The sequence below is a fragment of the Streptomyces sp. AK02-01A genome (assembly GCF_033795305.1).
GTDB lineage: Bacteria > Actinomycetota > Actinomycetes > Streptomycetales > Streptomycetaceae > Streptomyces.
Genome location: NZ_JARBAE010000004.1, coordinates 65,640 through 85,283 on the forward strand (window position 1 = coordinate 65,640; position 19,644 = coordinate 85,283).

19 protein-coding genes are annotated in these 19,644 nt (G+C 70.7%); 8 read left to right on the forward strand and 11 right to left on the reverse strand.

Annotated features, from left to right (window positions below; genetic code table 11):
- Positions 1–14 precede the first annotated feature (14 nt).
- The 4 genes from PV679_RS06450 to PV679_RS06465 form a co-directional block, all read right to left on the reverse strand.
- Positions 15–644, reverse strand: coding sequence for a class F sortase (locus PV679_RS06450; protein WP_416069664.1), 630 nt, complete (start codon positions 642–644; stop codon positions 15–17).
- Between the two features lie 90 nt (positions 645–734).
- Positions 735–1,154, reverse strand: coding sequence for a hypothetical protein (locus PV679_RS06455; RefSeq protein WP_319679067.1), 420 nt, complete (start codon positions 1,152–1,154; stop codon positions 735–737).
- Between the two features lie 123 nt (positions 1,155–1,277).
- Positions 1,278–3,347 (reverse strand): HAMP domain-containing sensor histidine kinase, encoded by a 2,070-nt coding sequence (locus PV679_RS06460; protein ID WP_319679068.1) that lies wholly within the window; start codon positions 3,345–3,347, stop codon positions 1,278–1,280.
- The gene (locus PV679_RS06465; protein WP_319679236.1) at positions 3,334–4,062 is read right to left on the reverse strand and encodes a response regulator transcription factor; all 729 of its coding nucleotides are present in this window, start codon (positions 4,060–4,062) and stop codon (positions 3,334–3,336) included. The genes PV679_RS06460 and PV679_RS06465 overlap by 14 nt, the downstream gene beginning before the upstream one ends.
- A 222-nt stretch (positions 4,063–4,284) precedes the next feature.
- On the opposite strand from PV679_RS06465, the gene PV679_RS06470 reads away from it, so the two are divergent.
- Positions 4,285–4,677, forward strand: a complete 393-nt coding sequence (locus PV679_RS06470) for a TraR/DksA family transcriptional regulator (RefSeq protein WP_319679069.1) — start codon at positions 4,285–4,287, stop codon at positions 4,675–4,677.
- 10 nt (positions 4,678–4,687) lie between these two features.
- Here PV679_RS06470 and PV679_RS06475 read toward each other — a convergent pair whose 3' ends face one another.
- Positions 4,688–5,461 carry a VWA domain-containing protein gene (locus PV679_RS06475; RefSeq protein ID WP_319679070.1) on the reverse strand — a complete coding sequence of 258 codons (774 nt, stop codon included), beginning with the start codon at positions 5,459–5,461 and terminating at the stop codon, positions 4,688–4,690.
- 146 nt (positions 5,462–5,607) lie between these two features.
- On the opposite strand from PV679_RS06475, the gene PV679_RS06480 reads away from it, so the two are divergent.
- Positions 5,608–6,627 carry an LLM class flavin-dependent oxidoreductase gene (locus tag PV679_RS06480; protein ID WP_319679071.1) on the forward strand — a complete coding sequence of 340 codons (1,020 nt, stop codon included), beginning with the start codon at positions 5,608–5,610 and terminating at the stop codon, positions 6,625–6,627.
- Between the two features lie 21 nt (positions 6,628–6,648).
- Here PV679_RS06480 and PV679_RS06485 read toward each other — a convergent pair whose 3' ends face one another.
- A complete protein-coding gene (locus PV679_RS06485) occupies positions 6,649–7,305 on the reverse strand; it encodes a CatB-related O-acetyltransferase (protein ID WP_319679072.1) in 657 nt (218 codons plus the stop codon).
- Positions 7,306–7,499: 194 nt separating this feature from the next.
- Between PV679_RS06485 and PV679_RS06490 the strand changes: the two genes are divergently transcribed.
- Complete coding sequence (locus tag PV679_RS06490) at positions 7,500–7,826, forward strand: trypco2 family protein (protein ID WP_319679073.1); 327 nt, start codon at positions 7,500–7,502, stop codon at positions 7,824–7,826.
- Between the two features lie 33 nt (positions 7,827–7,859).
- Positions 7,860–10,883 carry a trypsin-like peptidase domain-containing protein gene (locus tag PV679_RS06495; RefSeq protein WP_319679074.1) on the forward strand — a complete coding sequence of 1,008 codons (3,024 nt, stop codon included), beginning with the start codon at positions 7,860–7,862 and terminating at the stop codon, positions 10,881–10,883.
- Here the strand turns inward: PV679_RS06495 and PV679_RS06500 are convergent.
- The gene (locus PV679_RS06500) at positions 10,846–12,369 is read right to left on the reverse strand and encodes a helix-turn-helix transcriptional regulator (RefSeq protein WP_319679075.1); all 1,524 of its coding nucleotides are present in this window, start codon (positions 12,367–12,369) and stop codon (positions 10,846–10,848) included. The two genes, PV679_RS06495 and PV679_RS06500, sit on opposite strands and share 38 nt — an antisense overlap.
- A 178-nt stretch (positions 12,370–12,547) precedes the next feature.
- Here PV679_RS06500 and PV679_RS06505 point away from each other — a divergent pair, with 178 nt between their 5' ends.
- On the forward strand, positions 12,548–13,141 hold the full coding sequence (locus tag PV679_RS06505; RefSeq protein WP_319679076.1) for a hypothetical protein: 594 nt from the start codon (positions 12,548–12,550) through the stop codon (positions 13,139–13,141).
- A 146-nt stretch (positions 13,142–13,287) separates the two neighbouring features.
- Here the strand turns inward: PV679_RS06505 and PV679_RS06510 are convergent, their stop codons facing one another.
- A complete protein-coding gene (locus PV679_RS06510) occupies positions 13,288–13,509 on the reverse strand; it encodes a twin-arginine translocase TatA/TatE family subunit (RefSeq protein ID WP_319679077.1) in 222 nt (73 codons plus the stop codon).
- A 339-nt stretch (positions 13,510–13,848) separates the two neighbouring features.
- On the opposite strand from PV679_RS06510, the gene PV679_RS06515 reads away from it, so the two are divergent.
- The 3 genes from PV679_RS06515 to PV679_RS06525 all read left to right on the forward strand — a co-directional run bounded on the left by PV679_RS06515 (position 13,849) and on the right by PV679_RS06525 (position 17,134).
- The gene (locus tag PV679_RS06515; protein ID WP_319679078.1) at positions 13,849–14,886 is read left to right on the forward strand and encodes a sporulation protein; all 1,038 of its coding nucleotides are present in this window, start codon (positions 13,849–13,851) and stop codon (positions 14,884–14,886) included.
- A 201-nt stretch (positions 14,887–15,087) separates the two neighbouring features.
- Complete coding sequence (locus PV679_RS06520; RefSeq protein ID WP_319679079.1) at positions 15,088–15,663, forward strand: TerD family protein; 576 nt, start codon at positions 15,088–15,090, stop codon at positions 15,661–15,663.
- A 418-nt stretch (positions 15,664–16,081) separates the two neighbouring features.
- Positions 16,082–17,134 carry an acyltransferase gene (locus PV679_RS06525; protein ID WP_319679080.1) on the forward strand — a complete coding sequence of 351 codons (1,053 nt, stop codon included), beginning with the start codon at positions 16,082–16,084 and terminating at the stop codon, positions 17,132–17,134.
- Between the two features lie 39 nt (positions 17,135–17,173).
- Here the strand turns inward: PV679_RS06525 and PV679_RS06530 are convergent, their stop codons facing one another.
- Genes PV679_RS06530 through PV679_RS06540 form a run of 3 tightly spaced genes read right to left on the reverse strand, consistent with a single transcriptional unit; the run spans position 17,174 to position 19,642 of the window.
- Positions 17,174–17,899: an oxygenase MpaB family protein gene (locus PV679_RS06530; RefSeq protein WP_319679081.1), complete on the reverse strand. Its 726-nt coding sequence runs from the start codon at positions 17,897–17,899 to the stop codon at positions 17,174–17,176.
- On the reverse strand, positions 17,896–19,143 hold the full coding sequence (locus PV679_RS06535; RefSeq protein ID WP_319679082.1) for an MAB_1171c family putative transporter: 1,248 nt from the start codon (positions 19,141–19,143) through the stop codon (positions 17,896–17,898). The genes PV679_RS06530 and PV679_RS06535 overlap by 4 nt, the downstream gene beginning before the upstream one ends.
- Positions 19,136–19,642, reverse strand: coding sequence for a toxin (locus PV679_RS06540; protein WP_319679083.1), 507 nt, complete (start codon positions 19,640–19,642; stop codon positions 19,136–19,138). Before PV679_RS06540 ends, PV679_RS06535 begins: the two co-directional genes overlap by 8 nt.
- Positions 19,643–19,644: the final 2 nt, after the last annotated feature.

Sequence of the window (19,644 nt, forward strand, 5' to 3'; positions counted from 1 at the left end):
GCGTCCGCCGGACGTCAGTCCAGTGTCGCGTAGACGATGAGGTTATTCACCGGGTGGCCCTCGGCGTCGAAGTCGCCGTCGCAGGTGATCAGCCGCAGTGCGTGGTCCTCGGTCGGGCCGTAGACCTTCTCGGTGGGAAAGGAGCTCTTGCTGACGCTCTCGGTGTCCGTGACCGTGAAGTGCGCGGATTCTCCTCGGTCGTTGGTGACGGTGATGTCCGCGCCCTTGGCGATCTTCTTGAGGTCGTGGAAGACGGCCTTGCCGAAGCGTGTGTCGTTGTGGCCGATGATGACGGCGGCGCCGGCTTCACCGGGCACGGAGCCGCCGACGTACCAGCCGGCTGTCATGCCTTTCTCGGCCGGCGGGACCTCGACGGTCTTGTCCGCGTTGAGGCCGAGCTCCATCAGGGAACCGCTGATCCCGATCGACGGAATGGCGACCTTGGCGGGAGCCGCGGGCCGCTTGACCTCCGGAGCGCCGGACGATGCGGCGCGGGAGACCGGGACGCGGGAGGCCGGAGCGGCCGTGTCGGCGGCGGCCGAGCAGCCGGTGAGTACGGCCAGGACCGCGGGCGCGACGAGGGCGAGGCGGGCCAGGCCAGGCACGGTGCCGAAACGCCGTACCGGATGGTGTGCGAGAGACACAACGGACTCCAGAGCAGGCTGGGTGAAGTGGCGGTGGCGCCGCCCGGCGAAGGGCGGCGCCACCGCTGTGTGGGGCAGGTGGTGTGCCGGTCAGATGGTGTGCCGCTCGGCTGAGCGGCGGCGCACTACGAAGGTGCCGGCGCCCGCGAGCAGCAGAACGCCGGTGGCCGAACCGATGAGAGCGGTGCTGCTGGTGTTTCCGGCCGGCGCCTCGCCCGCGGCGACACCGCCGCGCGGCGCGCTCTTGGCGGCTTCGGCCCTGGCCGCCGAAGCGGCCTTCGCGGCTTCGGCCTTCCTCTTGTCGAGGGCCTTGTCACCCTCGGTCGACTGCTCGGCGGTCGACGGGACCGGCGTCGGCGCCCGGTCGGCACCCTCGGCCGACTGCTCGGCCGTCGACGGGACCGGCGTCGGAGTCCGGTCGGCGGCGACGGCCGCGGCGGTCGGGACGAGCATCGCGCCGGCCGTGACGGCGGTCAGAACGGCGAAACGCAGGCGGAGATGGCGGGACATGTATGGCTCCAGTTCCAGCCCGGCCTTGGTGGTACCTGGATGCCGATTCGCACCAGGTTCCGGGCAGGGCTCCAGACTGGCGACCACTTATGAAGAAGCTGTCAGGACGTCGTGGTCATCACATCAGGGCCGGGCAGTGGTCGCCTCGTTCGCCGCGGTCGCCGCGGTCGCCGCGGTCCCGTCCGGCGCGGCCGGCGCGGCCGGCAGCCGCACGGTGAAGACCGAGCCCTGTCCTTCGGCGCTCTCCACGGTCACCGTTCCGCCGTGGGCCTCCGCGAGCTTGAGGACGATCGCCAGGCCGAGGCCGCTGCCGCCGGTGGACCGGTTGCGGGACTTCTCCGCCCGCCAGAAACGGTCGAACACATACGGCAGATCGTCCGCCGGAATACCGCTGCCGGTGTCGGCCACCTCGACGGCCAGCTCGTCCCCGGCATCGGCGACGTACGAACGCAGCGTCACCCGGCCACCGGGCGGAGTGTGGCGTACCGCGTTGGAGACCAGGTTGCTGACGGCCTGGCGCAGCCGGACCGGGTCGGCGTCGAGCAGCGGCGGCCGAAGTGTGCCCGGCGCCGCCGCGGCGACCGCCAGTGTGACGCCCGCGGTCTCCGCCAGAGCCTGGTGTGCCGCCGCGACCTGGCCGAGGAGATCGTCGACGCGGACCGGCTCCCGGTGCAGCCGCAGCGCACCGACGTCGGCCGCTCCCAGGTCCTGCAGATCGTCGATGATGTGCTGGAGCTGCACCGCCTCCTCCAGGAGCGAGGAGACGAACGCCGGATCCGGATCGGCCAGACCGTCCTGCGCAGCCTCCAGCCAGCCACGGATATTGCTCAGCGGAGTGCGCAGCTCATGGGCGACGTCGCTGACCATCACCTTGCGCTGCTCCTCCAGCCGGGCGCGGTGTGCGGCCATGTCGTTGAAGGTCGCCGCCAGCCGCCCGATCTCATTGTCCTGGCCGACCGGCACGGGCGCCGAGTCCAGGCCGTCCCGCATCCGCTGAGCGGCGCCGGTGAGCGCGTGCAGCGGCCGTACGAGCCTGGCTCCGGCGACCACCGAGGCGCCGACGGTGAGAGCGAGGACGAGGGCCGTGACACCGACGATGCGCGCGGTGTTCGCCGGTGAGAGATCGAAACCGGGCACGCTGACGGCGCCCGGGTCGTCGATGAACAGCAGTGCGGGCGCGGAGACATACGCGGTGAGCTGCTCGCGGCGGGCGCTGCCGACGCAGGAGGCGATGGCCCGGTCGTAGCCGCTGCCGGCGGCCTCGGGAGCGCGGTCCGTGGCCGCTCCCCGCCCGGACCCTCTTTCCTGGGCCGCTCGGTCCTCGGCCACTCGCCGCGCGACCGCTCCTTCGCCGCTGGTGTCGGCCACCGGCACGGGCTGCGCGGCCGATGAGCCGATCTCCCTGGCCAGTTGGCCGTATCCGCGGTCCCAGGACAGGTCCAGGTTGAGTTTCACGCCTTTCCGGCCCTGGCGTTTCAGGCAGGCGTCGGCCAGTTGGTTGAGTGCGTGGAGAGCCTTCTTCTCTGTCGTGGTGGGCGCGTCCGAACCGATTGCCAGACACTTCAGTTCCAAGGAGCCTTCGGTGTCATTGCTCACGAACTGGATCCGGGGCCGCCCGCTCGGGCTCTCGACGACGTCCGCCGCGATGCCCACCGTGTTGAGGCACTCCACGTCCGCGGTGGTGGCCCGCCGCAGCTCCGTACGTTCCTTCTCGGGCAGCAGGAACGGTCCTACGGCGCGCGGATCCACCCGGTCCGCGCCGGCCGCGCCGGCGTCGGGCACCAGCAGCGTGTCGACGGACAGCGGGTCGACCACCGCCGAGGCCACCGGCGGCAGCGGTGCGGCGGCCGAGGTGGCGGTGGAAGTGCCGGTGGAGGAGTCGAAGAGCGGCCGCCGGTCCTCGGTGGTCAGCGCGATCCGGCGTTGTGACCGCCGGGCCAGTTCTCGCACGGTGTCGTCGACACCGTCCCAGCTCGGATGAGTGGCCGCGTAACCGAGCAGAGTGTCGTAGATCTTGGCGTCGGAGCTGAGGTTCTGTCCCTGCTGCTGGCGGATCGCTCCGGAGGTCGTCTGCACGGCGAGCCAGGCGGTGGCGGCGACGGAGCACGAGGCCACCAGCACCGACACGATCAGCAGCCGGCCGAGCAGGCTCTTGCGGAGCGGCAGCCGCGCCCGCTTGTCAGGACGACGCACGAGGTATGTCCTTCGCGGGATCCGTCAGCTTGTAGCCGACGCCGAAAACGGTGAGCAGCCGGGCCGGCCGCCGTGGAGCGCGCTCGATCTTCTTGCGCAGATGCATGATGTGCACGTCGACGGTGCGGTCGCTGATGTACTTGTCGAAGCCGTGCAGCTCTTCCAGGAGCCGCTGCCTGGTGAAGACCCGGTCGGGCTCCGTCGCCATCGCGGCGAGGATACGGAACTCGCCGGGCGTGCACACGACCGGCGTATCACCGATCGACACCTCGTGCCGGGCCGGATCGATCCGGAGTGTGCCCACCGACAGCACCTCGTCCTCGACGGCGGCGGGCGCGGGATCAGGCGCGGGTCCGGCGGAACGCCGGTTGCGGCGCAGCAGCGTACGTACGCGGGCCATCAGCTCACGCGGGCTGAACGGCTTGGTCATGTAGTCGTCGGCGCCGAGATCCAGGCCGAGCAGCAGATCGTCCTCGGTGCTGCGGGCCGTCAGCATCAGCACCGGCACCTCCCGGCCCTCGGCGCGCAGGATCCGCACCACGTCCAGGCCGTCGGCCCTGGGCATCATCACATCGAGAACGAGCAGGTCGGGCTCGCCGTGCCGGACCTCTTCAAGAGCCGCGCGGCCGTCCTCGACGACCATGACCGCGTGCCCTTCGTGCTCCAGATAGCGGCGCACCAGTTCGGCCTGCTTCGCGTCGTCTTCGGCGACCATGATGTTTGCGCACACGCCGACGATCGTAGCGAGCACGGTGTCGGTACGGCCGGTCCCGTGGACAGGCCGGTCCGTCACACCGGTCCGCCATACCGGTCCGCGGTGGCCCGGCGCGCCGATGTCCGCGATCCCGCTGTACGGCCGGACCGCGGCGGCGATCAGACACGATCCGTGGCCTGGGACGGACGGAATGCGCAGCACAATGGTGGTGTTGTCACCTTTGTGAGTAATGCTCCTCATGATTCCGTTTTCCAGCAGCCCGAGCGTGAGTCCGTCCGCGAACGGCTGGCGGCGGAACACGCCGGCACAAGCGCGCGGATCGCGGCGCTGAACCGCGACTTCGACGCGATCGTCGAGGCGAACGCGCTGGTGGCGGTCGACGACGAGCACGACCCTGAGGGATCGAGCACCGCCTTCGAGCGGGCCCATGTCGCCTCCTTGCTGGCGCAGGCGCGCGGCCATCTGGCCGATCTGGACCGGGCACGGGAACGGCTGGAGCGAGGCGACTACGGACGGTGCGAGAGGTGCGGCGAGCCGATTCCGGCGGAACGCCTGGAGGTGCGCCCGGCGGCAAGCACCTGCGTCCGCTGCGCCGCGGACCGCTCCAGCCGCTGAGCAGCGCCACTCAGTCGTTGACGATGCCGGCGGCGCGAGCGGCGGACAGCCACAGCGGAAACTCCCGCAACAACTGGTCGTAGAGATCCGCGTCGGAGAGAGCCTTCGGTGACGGCCCGGCGGCGAAGAACCCGGCGTTGTCGACCAGGCGCCGGCCCGGCACCGCCAGGTCGTCGAGCTTGTGCAGAAAGCGGAACTCGTCGTCGCCGAAGCCGACGAACTGCCAGAAGATCGGCAGTTTCGCGGCCGTACACAGCGCGTGCTCGGCGGCGGACCTGGAGGTGGGAGAACCATCGGTCTGGAAGACCACGAACGCCGGATCGCCGGCTCCGGACGCCTGGTAGTGGTCGATGACGGCCCGCATGGCGACGTGGTAGTTGGTGCGTCCCATATGTCCCAGAGCCTCGTGCAGCGGACTGATCCGGTCCTGGTAGGCATCGAGGCTGATCTCGGCGGTCCCGTCGATGTCAGTGGAGAAGAAGACGACCGGCACCACACCGTCGTCATCGAGGTTGGCCGCCAGCGCGAGCGTCTGCTCCGCCAAGTGCTGCACGGAGCCGTCGCGGTAGTACGGACGCATACTTCCGGAGCGGTCCAGCACCAAGTACACGGCGGCACGCTGCCCGCCGACATCGTGCTTGGCCAACGAGACCGCGGCGGTCTTGTAGAGGCTGACCAGACCGGGAGCCCGGGCGGCGACCTTCTCCAGACTGATCGCGGCGGCAGGCGCCTCGGGCGGCTCGCTGTGCTCGGCGGTCAGGCGCTTGCGGTAGTCGATGGCCATGGGCAGTGATTGTCCCGCAACCGACGTTCCGCGTCCGCGCTTCGGCCGGACCGGCTGTCCCGGGCCGCGCGGCCGTGGTGTGACCTGACATCATCGGAAACGATTGAGTGTTCGGCAGCCCATGCCGTGGACGATGGAGGAGCCCTGTGCCGCTGACCTCGGAGCCTTTGCGGAAGCTGGGTTTTCTGACCATTGGGTTGTTCGACGCGGCCGATCCCCGGCAGGGTCACGAGTCGACACTGGAGATCGTCGAACTGGGTGAGCGGCTGGGATTCGACAGCGCGTGGGTGCGGCACCGTCATCTCCAGCACGGCATCTCCTCTCCCGTCGCCGTCCTGGCGGCGGCCTCGCAGCGCACCAGCCGTATCGAGCTGGGCACCGCGGTCATCCCGCTGGGCTGGGAGAATCCGCTGCGGCTGGCCGAGGACCTGGCGACGGTCGACATCCTGTCCGGAGGCCGGCTGAATCCCGGAGTCAGCGTCGGTCCGCCGATGCACTACGACACCGTCAAGCAGGCCCTCTATCCCGACACCGCGGGCATCGAGGACTTCGGCTACGAACGAGTGCGGCGGCTGCTGGACTTCGTACGCGGCGAACCCGCCACCGACTTCAGCGGGATCGAAGGCTTCGAGGTGTTCTCCGACCGTGTTCAGCCTCATGCCGAGGGCCTGGGCCGCCGTATGTGGTACGGCGGCGCCAGCCTGCGGTCGGCGCGATGGGCCGGTGAGAACGGGATGAACTTCCTGACCAGCAGTGTCGTGAAGGCGGAGGAGTCCGAGGACTTCGCCGAGATCCAGCTCTCGCACATCCGGACATTCCGCGCCCACCACCCGGACGGCGACCGCGCCCGCGTCTCACAGGGACTCGTCGTCATCCCGACCGACACCGCCACACCGGAGCAGCGCGCGAAATACGACGCGTACGCCAGGAAGCGGCTGCCACGTACCGCCACACCACAGGGACCGGCGCGGATGATGTTCGCGCCCGATCTCGTCGGGCCCTCCGCCGAGATCGCCGAACGGCTCTACGCACACGCCGCGTTCCAGGAGATCGACGAGGTCGCGTTCGCGCTGCCCTTCACCTTCGACCACGAGGACTACGTCCAGATCCTCACGGACATCGCCACCACACTGGGCCCGGCGCTCGGCTGGCGACCCGCCGCCTGACTCCTGGCGCGACGCGTGTGATCAGTGCGCCCGGGGCCTTGCCGGAGCGGCGGCCTCAAGGGCGTCGATGTCGCCGGACATGATCGTGCGGACATGCTCGGTGACGCACTGGAGGGGCCAGTCCCACCAGGCCAGGGCCAGCAGCCGGTCGATGTCCGCGTCGCCGAAGCGGCGGCGGACGAGTCTGGCCGGATTGCCGCCGACGATGCCGTAATCGGGAACGTCGTCGACGACGACGGAGCCGGAGGCGATGACCGCTCCATGGCCGATACGGACGCCGGGCATCACCGTCGTCCGGTATCCGAACCAGACGTCGTTGCCGACCACGGTGTCACCTCGGCCGGGCAGACCGGTGATCAAATCGAAGTGCTCGGACCAGGATCCGCCCATGATCGGGAACGGAAACGTCGAAGGCCCGTCCATCCGGTGGTTGGCGCCGTTCATGAGGAACCGCACGCCTTCGCCGAGCGCGCAGAACTTCCCGATGACCAGCTTCTCGGGACCGTAGTGATACAGCACATTGCGGGTCTCGAAGGCCGTCGGGTCAGCCGGATCGTCGTAGTAGGAGAACTCACCGACCTCGATCAGCGGCGAGGTGACCAACGGCTTGAGCAACACCACACGCGGCTGGCCGGGCATCGGATGAACCACGGTGGGATCGGCGGGAATTGCCTGCATCGCGAATCGACTCCCTCGTACGCTGCGGCCAGCCTCGCAGATCGCAGCGCTCTCCGCACCGCCGTTCCACCGCGCCGGATCACTCCGGCGGCGTCCGCCGCGGACTCGGCGCTCGGCCGCGATCCACCGACGGCCGGAGGTGTGATGGTGGATGATGTGGCGCAGTCCGGTGGGCGGTTGATCAGGCGAGTGGTTTGGGGGCCCTGCTTGTGGATGACGCGGTCGAGCTGGCGGACATGATCTGGCAACTGCGCCAGGAACTGAGTCGCGCGATGTGGGCCGGTGAACACGCTGATCTGCGGTTCAAGGCCGAGCAGGTCGAGCTGGAGCTGACCGTGGCGGTGGAGCGGACCCGTGAGCCGGGTGTGAAGGTGCGGTTCTGGGTGTTCGACGCCAACGCCAGCGCGCGGAAGGCCAACATGGTCACTCAGCGGATCACCTTGACGTTGCAGCCGGTACGTATGGACCAGCCGGACCGCGCGGCGCTGATCTCGGGCGATGAGCTGCCCGGTGAGGACTGACGGAGCCGTGGCCGGACCATGGCGGAGTGACCGGTGACGGCCCGGCAGGCCGGTGGCGGACTGGACCCGCACCGCATCGCCGAGGTCATCGTCGTCGACGCCGCCGGTGGCCGGCGGCGCGGGTCGGGCTACCGGATCACCGACACGGCGGTGCTGACCGCGGTGCATGTCGTGGCCGACGCCGCCAGTGTGCGTGTGCGTTTCGACGCCGACCGGCCGGGCCAGTGGATGGTGCCGGCGACGGTGGCCTGGTCCGACACCGACACCGATGTGGCCGTCCTGACCCTCACACCGCCGCCCGGTGCCGCGGCCGTCACGCCCGCGCGGTTCGGCCGTATCGGCGACGACCGTCACGCCGTCATCCGTGTGCACACGGCGGGGTTCCCGCTGTGGAAACAGCGTCCTCGCGCCGACGGCGGGCGGTTCCGGGAACTGCACCAGGCCGACGGGACCGTGGCCGCGCTGTCCAACCTGAGAACCAGCACGCTGGAGATCACCGTCACACCGGCGGGCGCCGACCCCAACCCGCGGGCGTCGCCCTGGGCGGGCATGTCGGGTGCGGCGGTGTGGGCCGGACATCACATCGTCGGAGTGGTCGCCGAACACCACCGCTGGGAAGGATCCGGCCGGCTGACCGCGGCCCGCGTCGACCAGGTGCTGCGGCGGGTTGACGAGCCGCGCCGTGGGCAGTTGGTCAGTCTGCTGGCGATAGCCGACCCGGGAGCGCTGCCGGAGATGGCGGCCGAGCCGGACGGCGTCAACTCGCCGGGCCCGGTGGAGCCGGAAGCGGACAGGATGGGTGGTCATATGAGTGCGGATTCGGGTCACCGCCACGGGAGTTCCAAGGTGATCGGGCTACCGGTCACGCACGGGCTCGAATTGTTCAAGGACCGCACTCGGCAACGCGAGATGATCGGCCGCCGGCTCTCCGATCCGGCCATCCGTATGGTGACCGTCACAGGACGGCGTGGCATCGGCAAGAGCGCGGTCGCCGCCAAGGTCATGGAGTTGTTGGAGCAGGGCGAGTGGCCGGGGCACGCCCAGGCGCCGCTGCCGTCCGGGCTGGTCAATCTGAGCACCCGTACGTCCGGTGTCTCACTGGAGCGCCTCTACTTCGACTGCGCCCGTCTGCTCGGTCCCGAACGCGAAACGCGTCTGCTCGGTGTCTGGGCCACGAACCGGTCGCTGCACGAAAAGATCGGCGAGCTGTTCAGCGCGATGGGAGACCAGCTCATCGTCATTCTGCTGGACAACCTCGAAGACCGGCTCCAGGACGACGGCCGGCTCGACGACGAGGAACTCACGGCCTTCCTCGACTGTCTCTTCCGCGCCAGATTCACTCCACGGCTGCTGGTCACCTCGCAGGTGCCGCTGCGGCTCGCACCGGAGCTGCGCCGGTTCGCCGCCGAGATCGAGCTGTCCGAGGGCCTGCCGCCGGCGGAGGCCGTCACACTGCTGCGCGAACTCGACCAGGACGGCAGCCTCGGTGTGGCGCGGCTGTCCGACGAGCAGTTGCTGCGGGCGACGGTCCGGGTCCACGGAGTGCCGCGCGCACTGGAGCTGCTCGTCGGTGCCATGGCCGACGACACCCTGACCCTGCCGACGCTGGGGGATGTACTGGAGGACTTCACTCTGCGCGGCGATGTGGTCGCGGGCCTCGCCCAGGACCGGTACAACCGGCTCGATCCCGGGAGCCGCTCCGTGCTCAACCTCCTCGCGGCGCTGCGCACACCCGCGCCACGGGAGGCGATCGAGTGGATCGTGGCCGGTCTCGATCCCGCTCTCGATGTCGCGGCGGCCCTGTCCCACCTCGTACGCGTACGCATGCTGTCGGTGAACCGCGCCAACCGCACCTTCGCGCTGCATCCGATGGACGCCGACCTCGCCTACGGCGAGATGCCGTGGCACGGCACACTCGGCCGTCAGTCGGTGGAACGGCGCGTCGCCGACTGGTACGCGCACATCGCCTCGCCGCGTACGGCCTGGCGGACTCTGGACGACCTCCGGCCGCAGCGGCGTGAATTCGAGCACCGGTTGCGCGCCGAGGACTTCGACGAAGCCGCGATCGTGCTCGGTTCGATCAGTGAGTGGATGGTCTGGCAGGGCTCGGCGCTGGCGGTGATCTCCATGCATCTCGCCGTGGACGGACGGCTGAGCGACGAGCGCGCGCGCCTGGCCCATGTCGGTGGATACGGGCACGCCCGGCTCAGCGCGGGCCCGATGGCGCAGGCGGTCGGCCTGTTCACCGAGGCGGCCGCTCTGGCGCGCCGCCTCGATGACCGGCGCGGGCTCCAGCACGCCATCTTCGGCCTGGGTGACGCGCACCGGCAGTTGGGCGACCTCGGCGCCGCGGTGGGCCCGTTGGCCCAGGCGGGCGACCTGGCCCACGAGATCGGTGACGCGGAGCGCGAGATCCACGCGATTCTGAGCCTCAGCCTCGCGCACAGCTCTCTCGGCGACGGGACGGCGGCCCTCGCCGACGCCGACCGGCTGAGCGCACTGGCGCGCGCTCATGGCGACCTGCTCGCCGAGGCCCGCTCCTGGAACGCGCGCTCGACCGCACTGCTGGTCCTGGGCCGCTGGGAGGAGACGATCGAGGCGGGCGTCAGAGCCGTACGGGCCTACCGCGACGCGGGCGTACGCGAGGCGACCAACTACGCGCTGAACGCCCAGGGCGTCTCGCTGATCGCCTTGGGCCGGCTCACGGAGGCGCTGGCCGCGCTGGAGGCGGGCCTCCAGGAGTCGACGGAGATGGAGAATCCACGCGCCGAGGGAGTCTGTCTCCACAACATGGCGTGGGCGTACTGGACCGACGGCCGGTACGAGCGGGCGGCCGAGACCGCCGAGCGGGCGACGGTGTCGTTCCAGCTCGCCGGAGCGGCGGAAGCGGCGGCGGCGCGAGCGCTGGCCGAGGCGGCCCGCGCCCGGACGGTGCCGGACCCGGCGGCGGCCGCCGACGCACTGGTCCGGGCCGCCGAGGCGGTGGGACACAGCGCCGAGATGGTCCGCCGGGACTGGCTCACCGCGGAGGCGGAGCGGCTGCGGGCGGCGGACTGACGCGCCGGAAGCCACCGGCCGCGGTGCCCTCCGTTGCCGTCGTCTCGTCCGTCTGCGACGAGGCCGTCGTCTCGTCCGTCTGCGACGAGGCCGTCGTCTCGGCCGGGATCCAGCGGCGCGATCCGCTGTCGTAGTCATAGGCGGGCCGGCCCCGACGACCGCTGGTACGGAACGGCTGTCCGTTGTCGTCGACGCGTACGACGCCGGAGCGTTGGCCGCTGCTCCACTCCAGCTCCAGATACCAGTCGCAGTCACAGTCGGCCGTGCGGCCGGTGAACAGCAGGACCTCGGGATCCCTGGCGGACACCCGGTACGGGAAGGAGACGGCGGGAATCGGCTCACCGGCGTCGTTGCCCGCCATGGAGTGCGCGACCGGGCGGGGCTTGTCGAGATCGATGTCGAAGAGCCGGGGCGTGAGGGAGCCGCCGCAGCCGTTGTTCATGTTGTAGACGTGGTATGCCGGCGGCGTCCGCCGCGCGACGATCCTCACCTGCACGGCCTGCAGCACGACGGCGGTGTCACTCCGGCCCTGCACGGTGATCCGCACCCGCGTGTCGCCCGCGTGCACCGCGCCGACGGACCGGGCCCAGGGCTCGGCGTCGGACTCGGTGGGCGGCGGAGGTACGGCCGACGGCCCGCGATCGACGAGATAGGCGTGGCCGCAACCGCCCAGCCACACATGCTGGTTGACGCTCCAGGTGAGCGGCGTCCCGGTGCCGTCGCTGTTCGGTGTCCCGGTCGGCGCGGTGGACTTCGTACCAGGACGTGGCGAGCCCCGGCCGCCGGAGCCGGTGCGGCCCGTGCCGGTCGGCGAGGCCGTGGGTGCGGGCGTCGCCTCGGAGGTGGTGAGCGCGTGCGGCGCGGAGTTCTCATCCGGTGGCGGTGAGGTGTCCGTGCCGTGGTCGCCGGCCCGCTGCCCGGAGGCGCCGTCCCGGTCGGCCGGAGCGAAGGGCGACTGGTCGAAGGCCATGACCAGAGCGATCGCGAGGACGGTCGCGGCCAGGGAGGCGGCGGCGGAGTAGCCCTTGCGCCGGACGACCCAGCGGCGGACGAGGCTTCTCGCCTTCTGAGCCGGAAGAGCGGCGGCTGCCCGGTCCTGAGGCCCGGCGGTCTCCGCCGGATCCGCGTCATCAGTGGCGCCCTCCAAGGCCGTGGCCGCCGTACCGGTGGAGACCGTGGTCTCCGTCTCCGGCGCGCTCGCCGGTCTCGCGCCGCCTTCCTGGCGTCTTTGGCGTTCGGCGTCCGCGCGCACCCACAGACGGTGCAGCGAGATCACTTCCTCGCCCGCGCATCCGCACAGCCGCGCCAGCCGTTCGACCGGTGCGAACTCCATCGGCACCGTGCTGCCCGAGCAGTACCGGTGCAGCGTGGACGCACTGACCCCGACCCGGCGCGCCAGCGCACCGTAACTCCGGCCCGAGCCGTCCCGGATCTCGCGCAGCCGCCGCGCGAACGCCTCCGTCTCGGTCTCTCCCGGTGTGCCCACGCCTCTCAGCTCCCCCCGGCCGTCGCGGGACGGCATTCCACCCCTGCTGAAGACTCCCACGTCAAAAGGGGTGGAATGGTTCCAGGCCGGCACGGAAGCCGCAGCCGCTTGCGGCTCTCTCACGGGCCGTCAAAGCTGGTGACTGTTCGACCGATCACGAAGACGGGGAAGCACTTCCATGAAAATGTTCCGCGCTGCCGCGCTGACCACCGCGGCCCTCTGCGTGTCCATCGTTTCGATCACCGCGGCCGCCGCCGCTCCGGTGGCACCGGCCTTTCTGTCGGCGGCTCAGCTACCGGCCGCGAGCACGCCATGGCAGGCGGACCCGGTGCGGCCCGGTGCGGCAGCCGACGTCTGCACACGGGGCATCGCGCCCAGGGCGGGCAGCAGGCACCGCGAGTTCAGGACGGAGCTGGACACCACGGCCCGGCAGACGATCACGGTCGCCGCCAGCGAGTCCAAGGCCAAGGCTCTGGCCACGAAACTCCGCGGCTCGGTCGAGAGCTGTCTCGACCGGCTCAAGGAGCGGTATCCGACCCTGGAGGGCGAGGCCTTCCACCACGGCCGGATCAATGTCGAGGAGGGCGCGCATGTCTACAGCATCGACACCTCCGACACCGAGATCGGCTCGACCGACATCTCCCTCTACTCCGTCGGGCGGGACGGCAAGGCCGTGACGGTGATCGTGTGGGGTCAGCTCGGCGACCTCGACGGAGCGCCGCTGGAAGGCTTCAAGAAGACCACGCGCACGGCGGTCGCCAAGCTCTACTGAGCCGGACACGGCCGCGAGGTTTCAGGACTGTCCGTCGGGCTCGTGTCAGCGCCCGACGGGCATATCGGGGGAGCGAGCGGGCTCCGGGCCGGATCATCCGGACCCGGGGCCCGCTCACGTGATGTGTCAGCCGGCCACCGCGCGGTTCATGGGCCGTCGTGCTGGTCGACCGTGGTGCCGCGAATGACACGGCTGTCCGGTGCCGCCTGCGGCGGCCGCGTGTCGTCGCCGTCCTTCAGCGCCTTGGTTTCGCTCTTGAGGATGCGGGCCGCCTTGCCCGCGCCACGGACCAGCTCCGGGAGCTTCTTCGCTCCCAGCACGACGACGACCACGATGAGGAGCACACCGATTTCGCTTATTCCGAACATTGGTTCCGCTCTCTCCCGTGACGCGCCAAGACCATGACTGGAAGCGCGAATCTACAGGACTGTAGAGTTCGCCGCGGTAGGTCCGGGCCTCCATGGGCCGTGGTCAACAGGCTTTCGGGGCAGATGAGTTCTCCGGACGGATCGGATGAGAGTGACGGGCCGCGCGGCCCCGGTGGCACACCGCCGCACGATCGGACACCCGCGTCGGTCCGCGCCGTCGCCGTCTTCGCGCCCCTGACCGATGCCGCCGTCCTCGGCGTCCCGCGCCTCGGACCGTCACGGCGGACCCATGGACGGGCCCTCGTCATGTACAGAATCAAGTGAAGGAGTGAACGCCTCGTGGTGTTCAAGAAGCTGCTCGGAGCTCTCGGAGTCGGCGGCCCCTCGGTCGACACCGTGCTGCACACCTCCTCCGCGATCCCGGGCGGCCACCTCGCCGGGCAGGTCCGCCTCAGAGGCGGCACGAACGACGCGGACATCGAGCGCATCACCCTGGATCTGGTCGCCCGCGTCGAGGCCGAAGGCCATGACGTGGAGAGCGAAGGCACGGTGGTCTTCGACCGCGTCACCGTGGGCGGCGGATTCCGCCTCGCGAAGGACGAGGAGCGCACCGTCGACTTCCGTACGGCACTGCCGTGGGAGACACCGGTCACCCAGCTCCGCGGCCAGCACCTCGGCGTCATCCTCGGTGTGCGGACCGAACTCGCGGTGTCCGGAGCGAGGGACAAGGGCGATCTCGATCCGCTTCAGGTGGAGCCACTGCCGGTGCAGGAGGCGATCCTGGAGGCGTTCGGACAGCTCGGTTACGGCTTCACATCCGCCGACCTCGAACTGGGCCACATCGGCCACACCGGCCAGCGGCTGCCGTTCTATCAGGAGATCGAGCTGACTCCGCCGTCTCGGTACGCGGGCGCCGTGACCGAGATCGAGGTGACCTTCCTCGCCACGGCCGACGGCATGGAGGTCATCCTGGAGGCGGACAAGCGCGGCGGGCTGTTCTCCGGCGGCCAGGACGCGCTCACGCGGTTCACCGTCACCCACGACCAGGTCACCGGCACCGACTGGAACGCCGAAGTCGAGTCCTGGGTGCGGCAGTTGATCGGTGGCCGCGCCGGCTTCCACGCCGACGCGTACGGCGCGCCGTACGGACACGACTCGGCCGGGCACCACGGCGGCAAGCAGCACTCCGGCGGTCAGCACCGCTCCGGTCCCGGTACGGGCGCGGTCGTCGCCGGAGTCGCGGCAGGTGTGGCCGTCGGTGTCGTCGGCGGCATGGTGGCCGCCGAAATCGTCGACGAGATCGGTGACGCGTTCGAGGAAGACGAGGACAACGGAGACAACGGGGACGACGGCGGAGACGACGGCGGCGAGGACTGACGCCGGGCCGCCGTGTCGACCGGCTTCCATCCGGTACGGACGGAAGCCGGTGCCGAGCGGGCGGGACCGGCGCGAGCGTCCCTGCCCGCTCGTTTTCCAACCCGCGTCACGTCCCGCCGAGGAGCGACCGAGACACCCTCCATTGTTTCTACAGTGTTGTAGATTCATGGACGTTCACGCCATCGAACTCAGGAGGACATCGTGGGAGTCACCCTCGCCAAAGGCGGCAATGTCTCGCTCAGCAAGGAAGCCCCGGGCCTGACCGCGGTGCTGGTCGGACTGGGCTGGGACGCGCGGAGCACCACCGGCGCGGACTTCGACCTCGACGCGAGCGCGCTGCTGGTGGGAGCCGGCGGAAAGGTCGTCTCCGACCAGCACTTCGTCTTCTACAACAACCTCAGGAGCCCGGAGGGCTCCGTCGAGCACACCGGCGACAACCTCACCGGCGAGGGCGAAGGAGACGACGAGGCGATCAAGGTCGATCTCGCGGCCGTCCCTGCCGAGGTCGACAAGATCGTGTTTCCTGTCTCCATCCATGAGGCCGAGTCGCGCGGACAGAGCTTCGGCCAGGTACGCAACGCCTTCATCCGTGTGGTGAACCAGGCCGGCGGCGCCGAGCTCGCGCGCTACGACCTCACCGAAGACGCCTCCACCGAGACCGCGATGGTCTTCGGCGAGCTCTACCGCAATGGAGCCGACTGGAAATTCCGCGCGGTCGGCCAGGGATACGCCTCCGGTCTCGCCGGCATCGCCACCGACTTCGGCGTGAACATCTGAGCACGAGCGGCATCCGGCGAGGCACCACGTCCGGCGAAGCACCATGTCCGGCCACGCGCGAGCGGCCGGTCCCGGCTGTCGCCGGGCGGGCGGCGGACGTGGCGCGTCGCCGCGGTTCCGGTGCGCCGCGGTGGTCACGCGCGTCCGGCACCGCTCCGCCGGTATCTGAGTTTTGTATGAAGAACCGAGTGCGGGGCGGGAACGCGGGCATCGGCCCAGAATGGATGGCACTCGTACGACGGAAACCACAGAAACGGAAAGACATGTCCTGACGGATGCCGTAAGACCGCTCGACCGGACCGGCCGCGACAGGACGTCAGGGAGCGCGCGCGCCGGATCAACGGAGGCGGCCGGAAGCCGCGTACCGGACGGACGTGGTTTTCCCTCCGCGCTGCGGACCGGCGGACGGGTCCGGGGTGTGGACGGGCTGCGGACGCTCGCCGTGCTGCTGGTGCTGGTGTATCACCAGGCTCCGGAGTGGGTGCCCGGCGGAGCACTCGGAGTCGATGTCTTCTTCACCATCAGCGGATTTGTGATCACACGGCTGCTGCTCGCCGAATACGCGCGTACCGGTGATGTCGCCATGCGGTCGTTCTACTGGCGGCGCTGGCTGCGGCTGGTTCCCGCGCTGCTGACCGTCTGCGCCCTCTGCGCCGTACTGGCCTTCACCAGGCTGCCGGGATTCGACGGAGCCTGGCCGTCCATCGCGCTGTCCGCCGTCTTCGTGGTCAATATCGTCCGCGCGGCGCAGCCAGGTGTCTTCTCCGACACGACGGCCCTGCTGGGACACACCTGGTCACTGGGCGTGGAGGAACAGTTCTATCTGCTGTGGCCGCCGCTCGTCCGTGTGCTTCTGCGCCGGGTCCGGCCACGGACCGTGCTGATCTGGACGGTTGTGCTCTGCCTGCTGCCCGTCCTCTGGCGCTTCGCGCTGTGGAGTCCGACCGCGGCGCACCGTATCTACAACGGCACCGACACCCGCGCCGACCAACTGCTCGCCGGAGCACTGCTGGCGGTGGTCGTGGCCCGGCTGCACGCGGGAGACCCGCGGCTGGAGGCGCTGCGCCGCTGGTCGGGCCGGCTGGCCTGGCCCGCTCTGCTGATGCTCGCGCTGATCGCCTGGCAGGTGCCGATGACCGGCACCAACGCCTGGACCACGGCCTGGTACACCGTCGGATTTCTGGTGGCCGCCGTGCTGTCGGCCACGCTGGTGGCCTCGCTCGAACTCCGGCCGCGTGCGCTGCTCTCCCGCGCGCTGTCCGTGGCGCCGCTCGCCTGGACCGGACGCAACCTCAGTTACGGCCTCTACTTGTGGCACTATCCGCTCGGCCGGCTGCTGCACGATCTGGGAGTCGGCGCCGGGCTGCTGCCGGCCACGCTCGCGGCCGGCTTCGCGGCGGCCCTCGCCTCGTACTACCTCGTCGAACGGCCTCTCACCAGGCGCAAGCACCGGCGCGCGACGGCCCGCTGACGGCCGCGCGTCGGTGCCTGGTCCGGCGGCCGGACCGGCTCAGGAAGCACTCCGCCGGGAGCGCGCCCGGGCCCGCAGCGCCATCGTCACCAGAGCGCGGACCGGTGCGGGCGGGCGGCGTACCTCCAGGGCCGTACGCAGTGGCTGGTCCAGCAGCGACGCGGCCACCGCCGGAGCAAGCGCGGCGAGCGGCGCGGGCAGCCTGGCCGCCAGCAGGCCCTTGCTGGTGGACTCCCAGAGCGCGCGGCCCGCCTCGCTCGGAGCGAAGGCACGGCTCTCGTAGTCACGCATCCAGCTTTCGACACCGGCCAGTTCGCCGCCCGGAGGCGCGGGCAGACCGAGCGCGTCCGACAGGCTCAACTGGAAGGTGTACGCGGCGTCCCGCTCCTCGTCCGTGACCGCCCGGTGTCCGTGCGCGTCGACGAACCGCAGCGGGCACACGGTGAAGCAGGACAGGACGTACCGCATCAGCTCGGGCGTGATGCCGGGCCGGTCATGGACCCGGCGCAGGCCCTCGACGATCCGCCGTCCTTCGGGACTGTCCACGCCCTGTCCGATCAGGGCGAACATCGCCACCCCGGTCGCCTTGGCCCGGCCGCGCGGCTCGTTCGTCATCCGGCCGGTGCCGTGCAGTACCCGGGCGATCTCCGGAACGCCGAAGGTGCGGACAAAGCCCAGCGTGAGCCCGACCCGGGACTCCTCCGGCATCGTCTCCAGGACGAGCCGGGCGAAGGCGCGGTGCGTGCCGCGCGTCGGGACCGTCATCCGGCCGTGGTGGCGACGGCAAGTGCCTCGCCGGTCAGAGGCGCGTACAGGTAGTGGGCGACGCGTACCAGGTGGGCCCGTTCCTCGGCCGGTTCCGCGTCCAGGCCGGGCAGCGGAGTCTGGTCCTCGCGCGGGCGCGGCGGGCTCCCGGTGTCCAGTGCGGCGGCGGCGAATCGCAACGCGGCGGCCACGGTCAGCGCGGCCCGGTCCGTGTCGTCCAGGCCGGCCCGTTCGGCGATCCGAGTGGCGGCGGTGACAACGGCGGGATCGACCCACGGGCGCAGCGTCAACTGGCCGTCGCGTATCTCCAGTCCACGCCGGGCGGTGCGCCACTCCAGGTCGCGGAAGGCCAGCCGCTCGGTCCAGGCCGACGGTGGCGCTTCCAGAGCGAGACGCCGGTCCGCCCGGTACACCAGGTCCCACAGCGGACGCAGGGCCTGGTAGTCCTGGCGGCGGCGGGTCCACGCGGCGGCGGCCGGTCCGGCGAAACCGGCGGTGATGAGCACCGCTCCGAGCGCGGCGAATCCCGGACCGAGCGCGGTGCTCAGCCACTCCACTCCGGTGACCTCGGCGAAAGCCGCACCGATCGCGACGAGCTTGCACACGACATAGCCGCAGGCGACGAACCCGCCGACGGCGATCAGCCGGATACCGCGCCGCAGCCAGCCGGACGGCAGCCGGGACGCGTGCCCGAGGCACACCCGGCTGATGTCGGTCAGCGCGAAGCCGAACAGCGCCTGGTAGAGCACCAGGAACACGGCGATCTCCGGAATCGTGGCGAAGGTGGTGTCGAAGGTGAGTGGTGTCTCCGGGCTGCCGGCGCCGCCGGTGAGGAACAGGACGATCATCACCGGGACCAGCACGGCGAAGACCGCGAGGCGCCGCCGCGCCTGGCGCCAGGTGTCCGCGGTGGCGCCGTCCCACACCTGCGCGTTGGCGCGCTCCTTCGGCGGAGTCCACATCCGTGCGAGCACCACGGCGGCGGCGGAGAAAGCCGTGATGCCGAGGTAGACCAGCAGGGTCGCCAGATTGCCGCGGTGCGCGATGCGGTCGATCAGCCGGTACAGCACCGGCGCGGCCATCAGGAACGCGGTCGCCGGGGCCGCGATGGCCAGAGCGACGACAAGCAGTCCGTGCGACGGGTCCCGGCGCCAGGCGCGGATCTTCAGTCCGGCCACGGCCCAGGCCACCGTGCCAATACCGAGGTAGACGATGTCGTAGGGCCTGTCGGGTACGTCAGACATGCTGTCCTTTACGGTGCTCCAGCGCGGGCGCCAGTTGGGACGTGGTCCCGGCGCCGGGCGCCAGCACGAGGATGCGCGTCAGCTCGGCCCCGAGGATCTCGGCTTCCTCTTCCGCCGCGCCATCGTAGTGGGAGCGGCCGAGGACCAGTCGGATCATGTCGGGGTCGATGGTGGGTAATTGCACCTGGGCCGCCTCCTCGTCGGCGGCCGGAGCCTCGGACAGGTGTCCGCACAGGAGATGCGCCAGCTCGTGGCAGATGATGTGGGCCTGGTGCAGGCCCGAGGTCTCCTGCTCGAAGTAGATCACGTCGGTGTCCGCGCGGCGCTCGACGAATCCCGACGGTTCGCCCACCCGCATCCGCCGCGGCTCCAGCCGGACGGGCCGCCCGGCCCGGTCGGCGACCGCCGCGCACAACTCCTCCACCGTGCTCATCTGCGGAAGATCCAGCTCTCTGGCCATGGCCCGCATCCGGCGGCGGGTACGTCCAAGATCTCGCACGT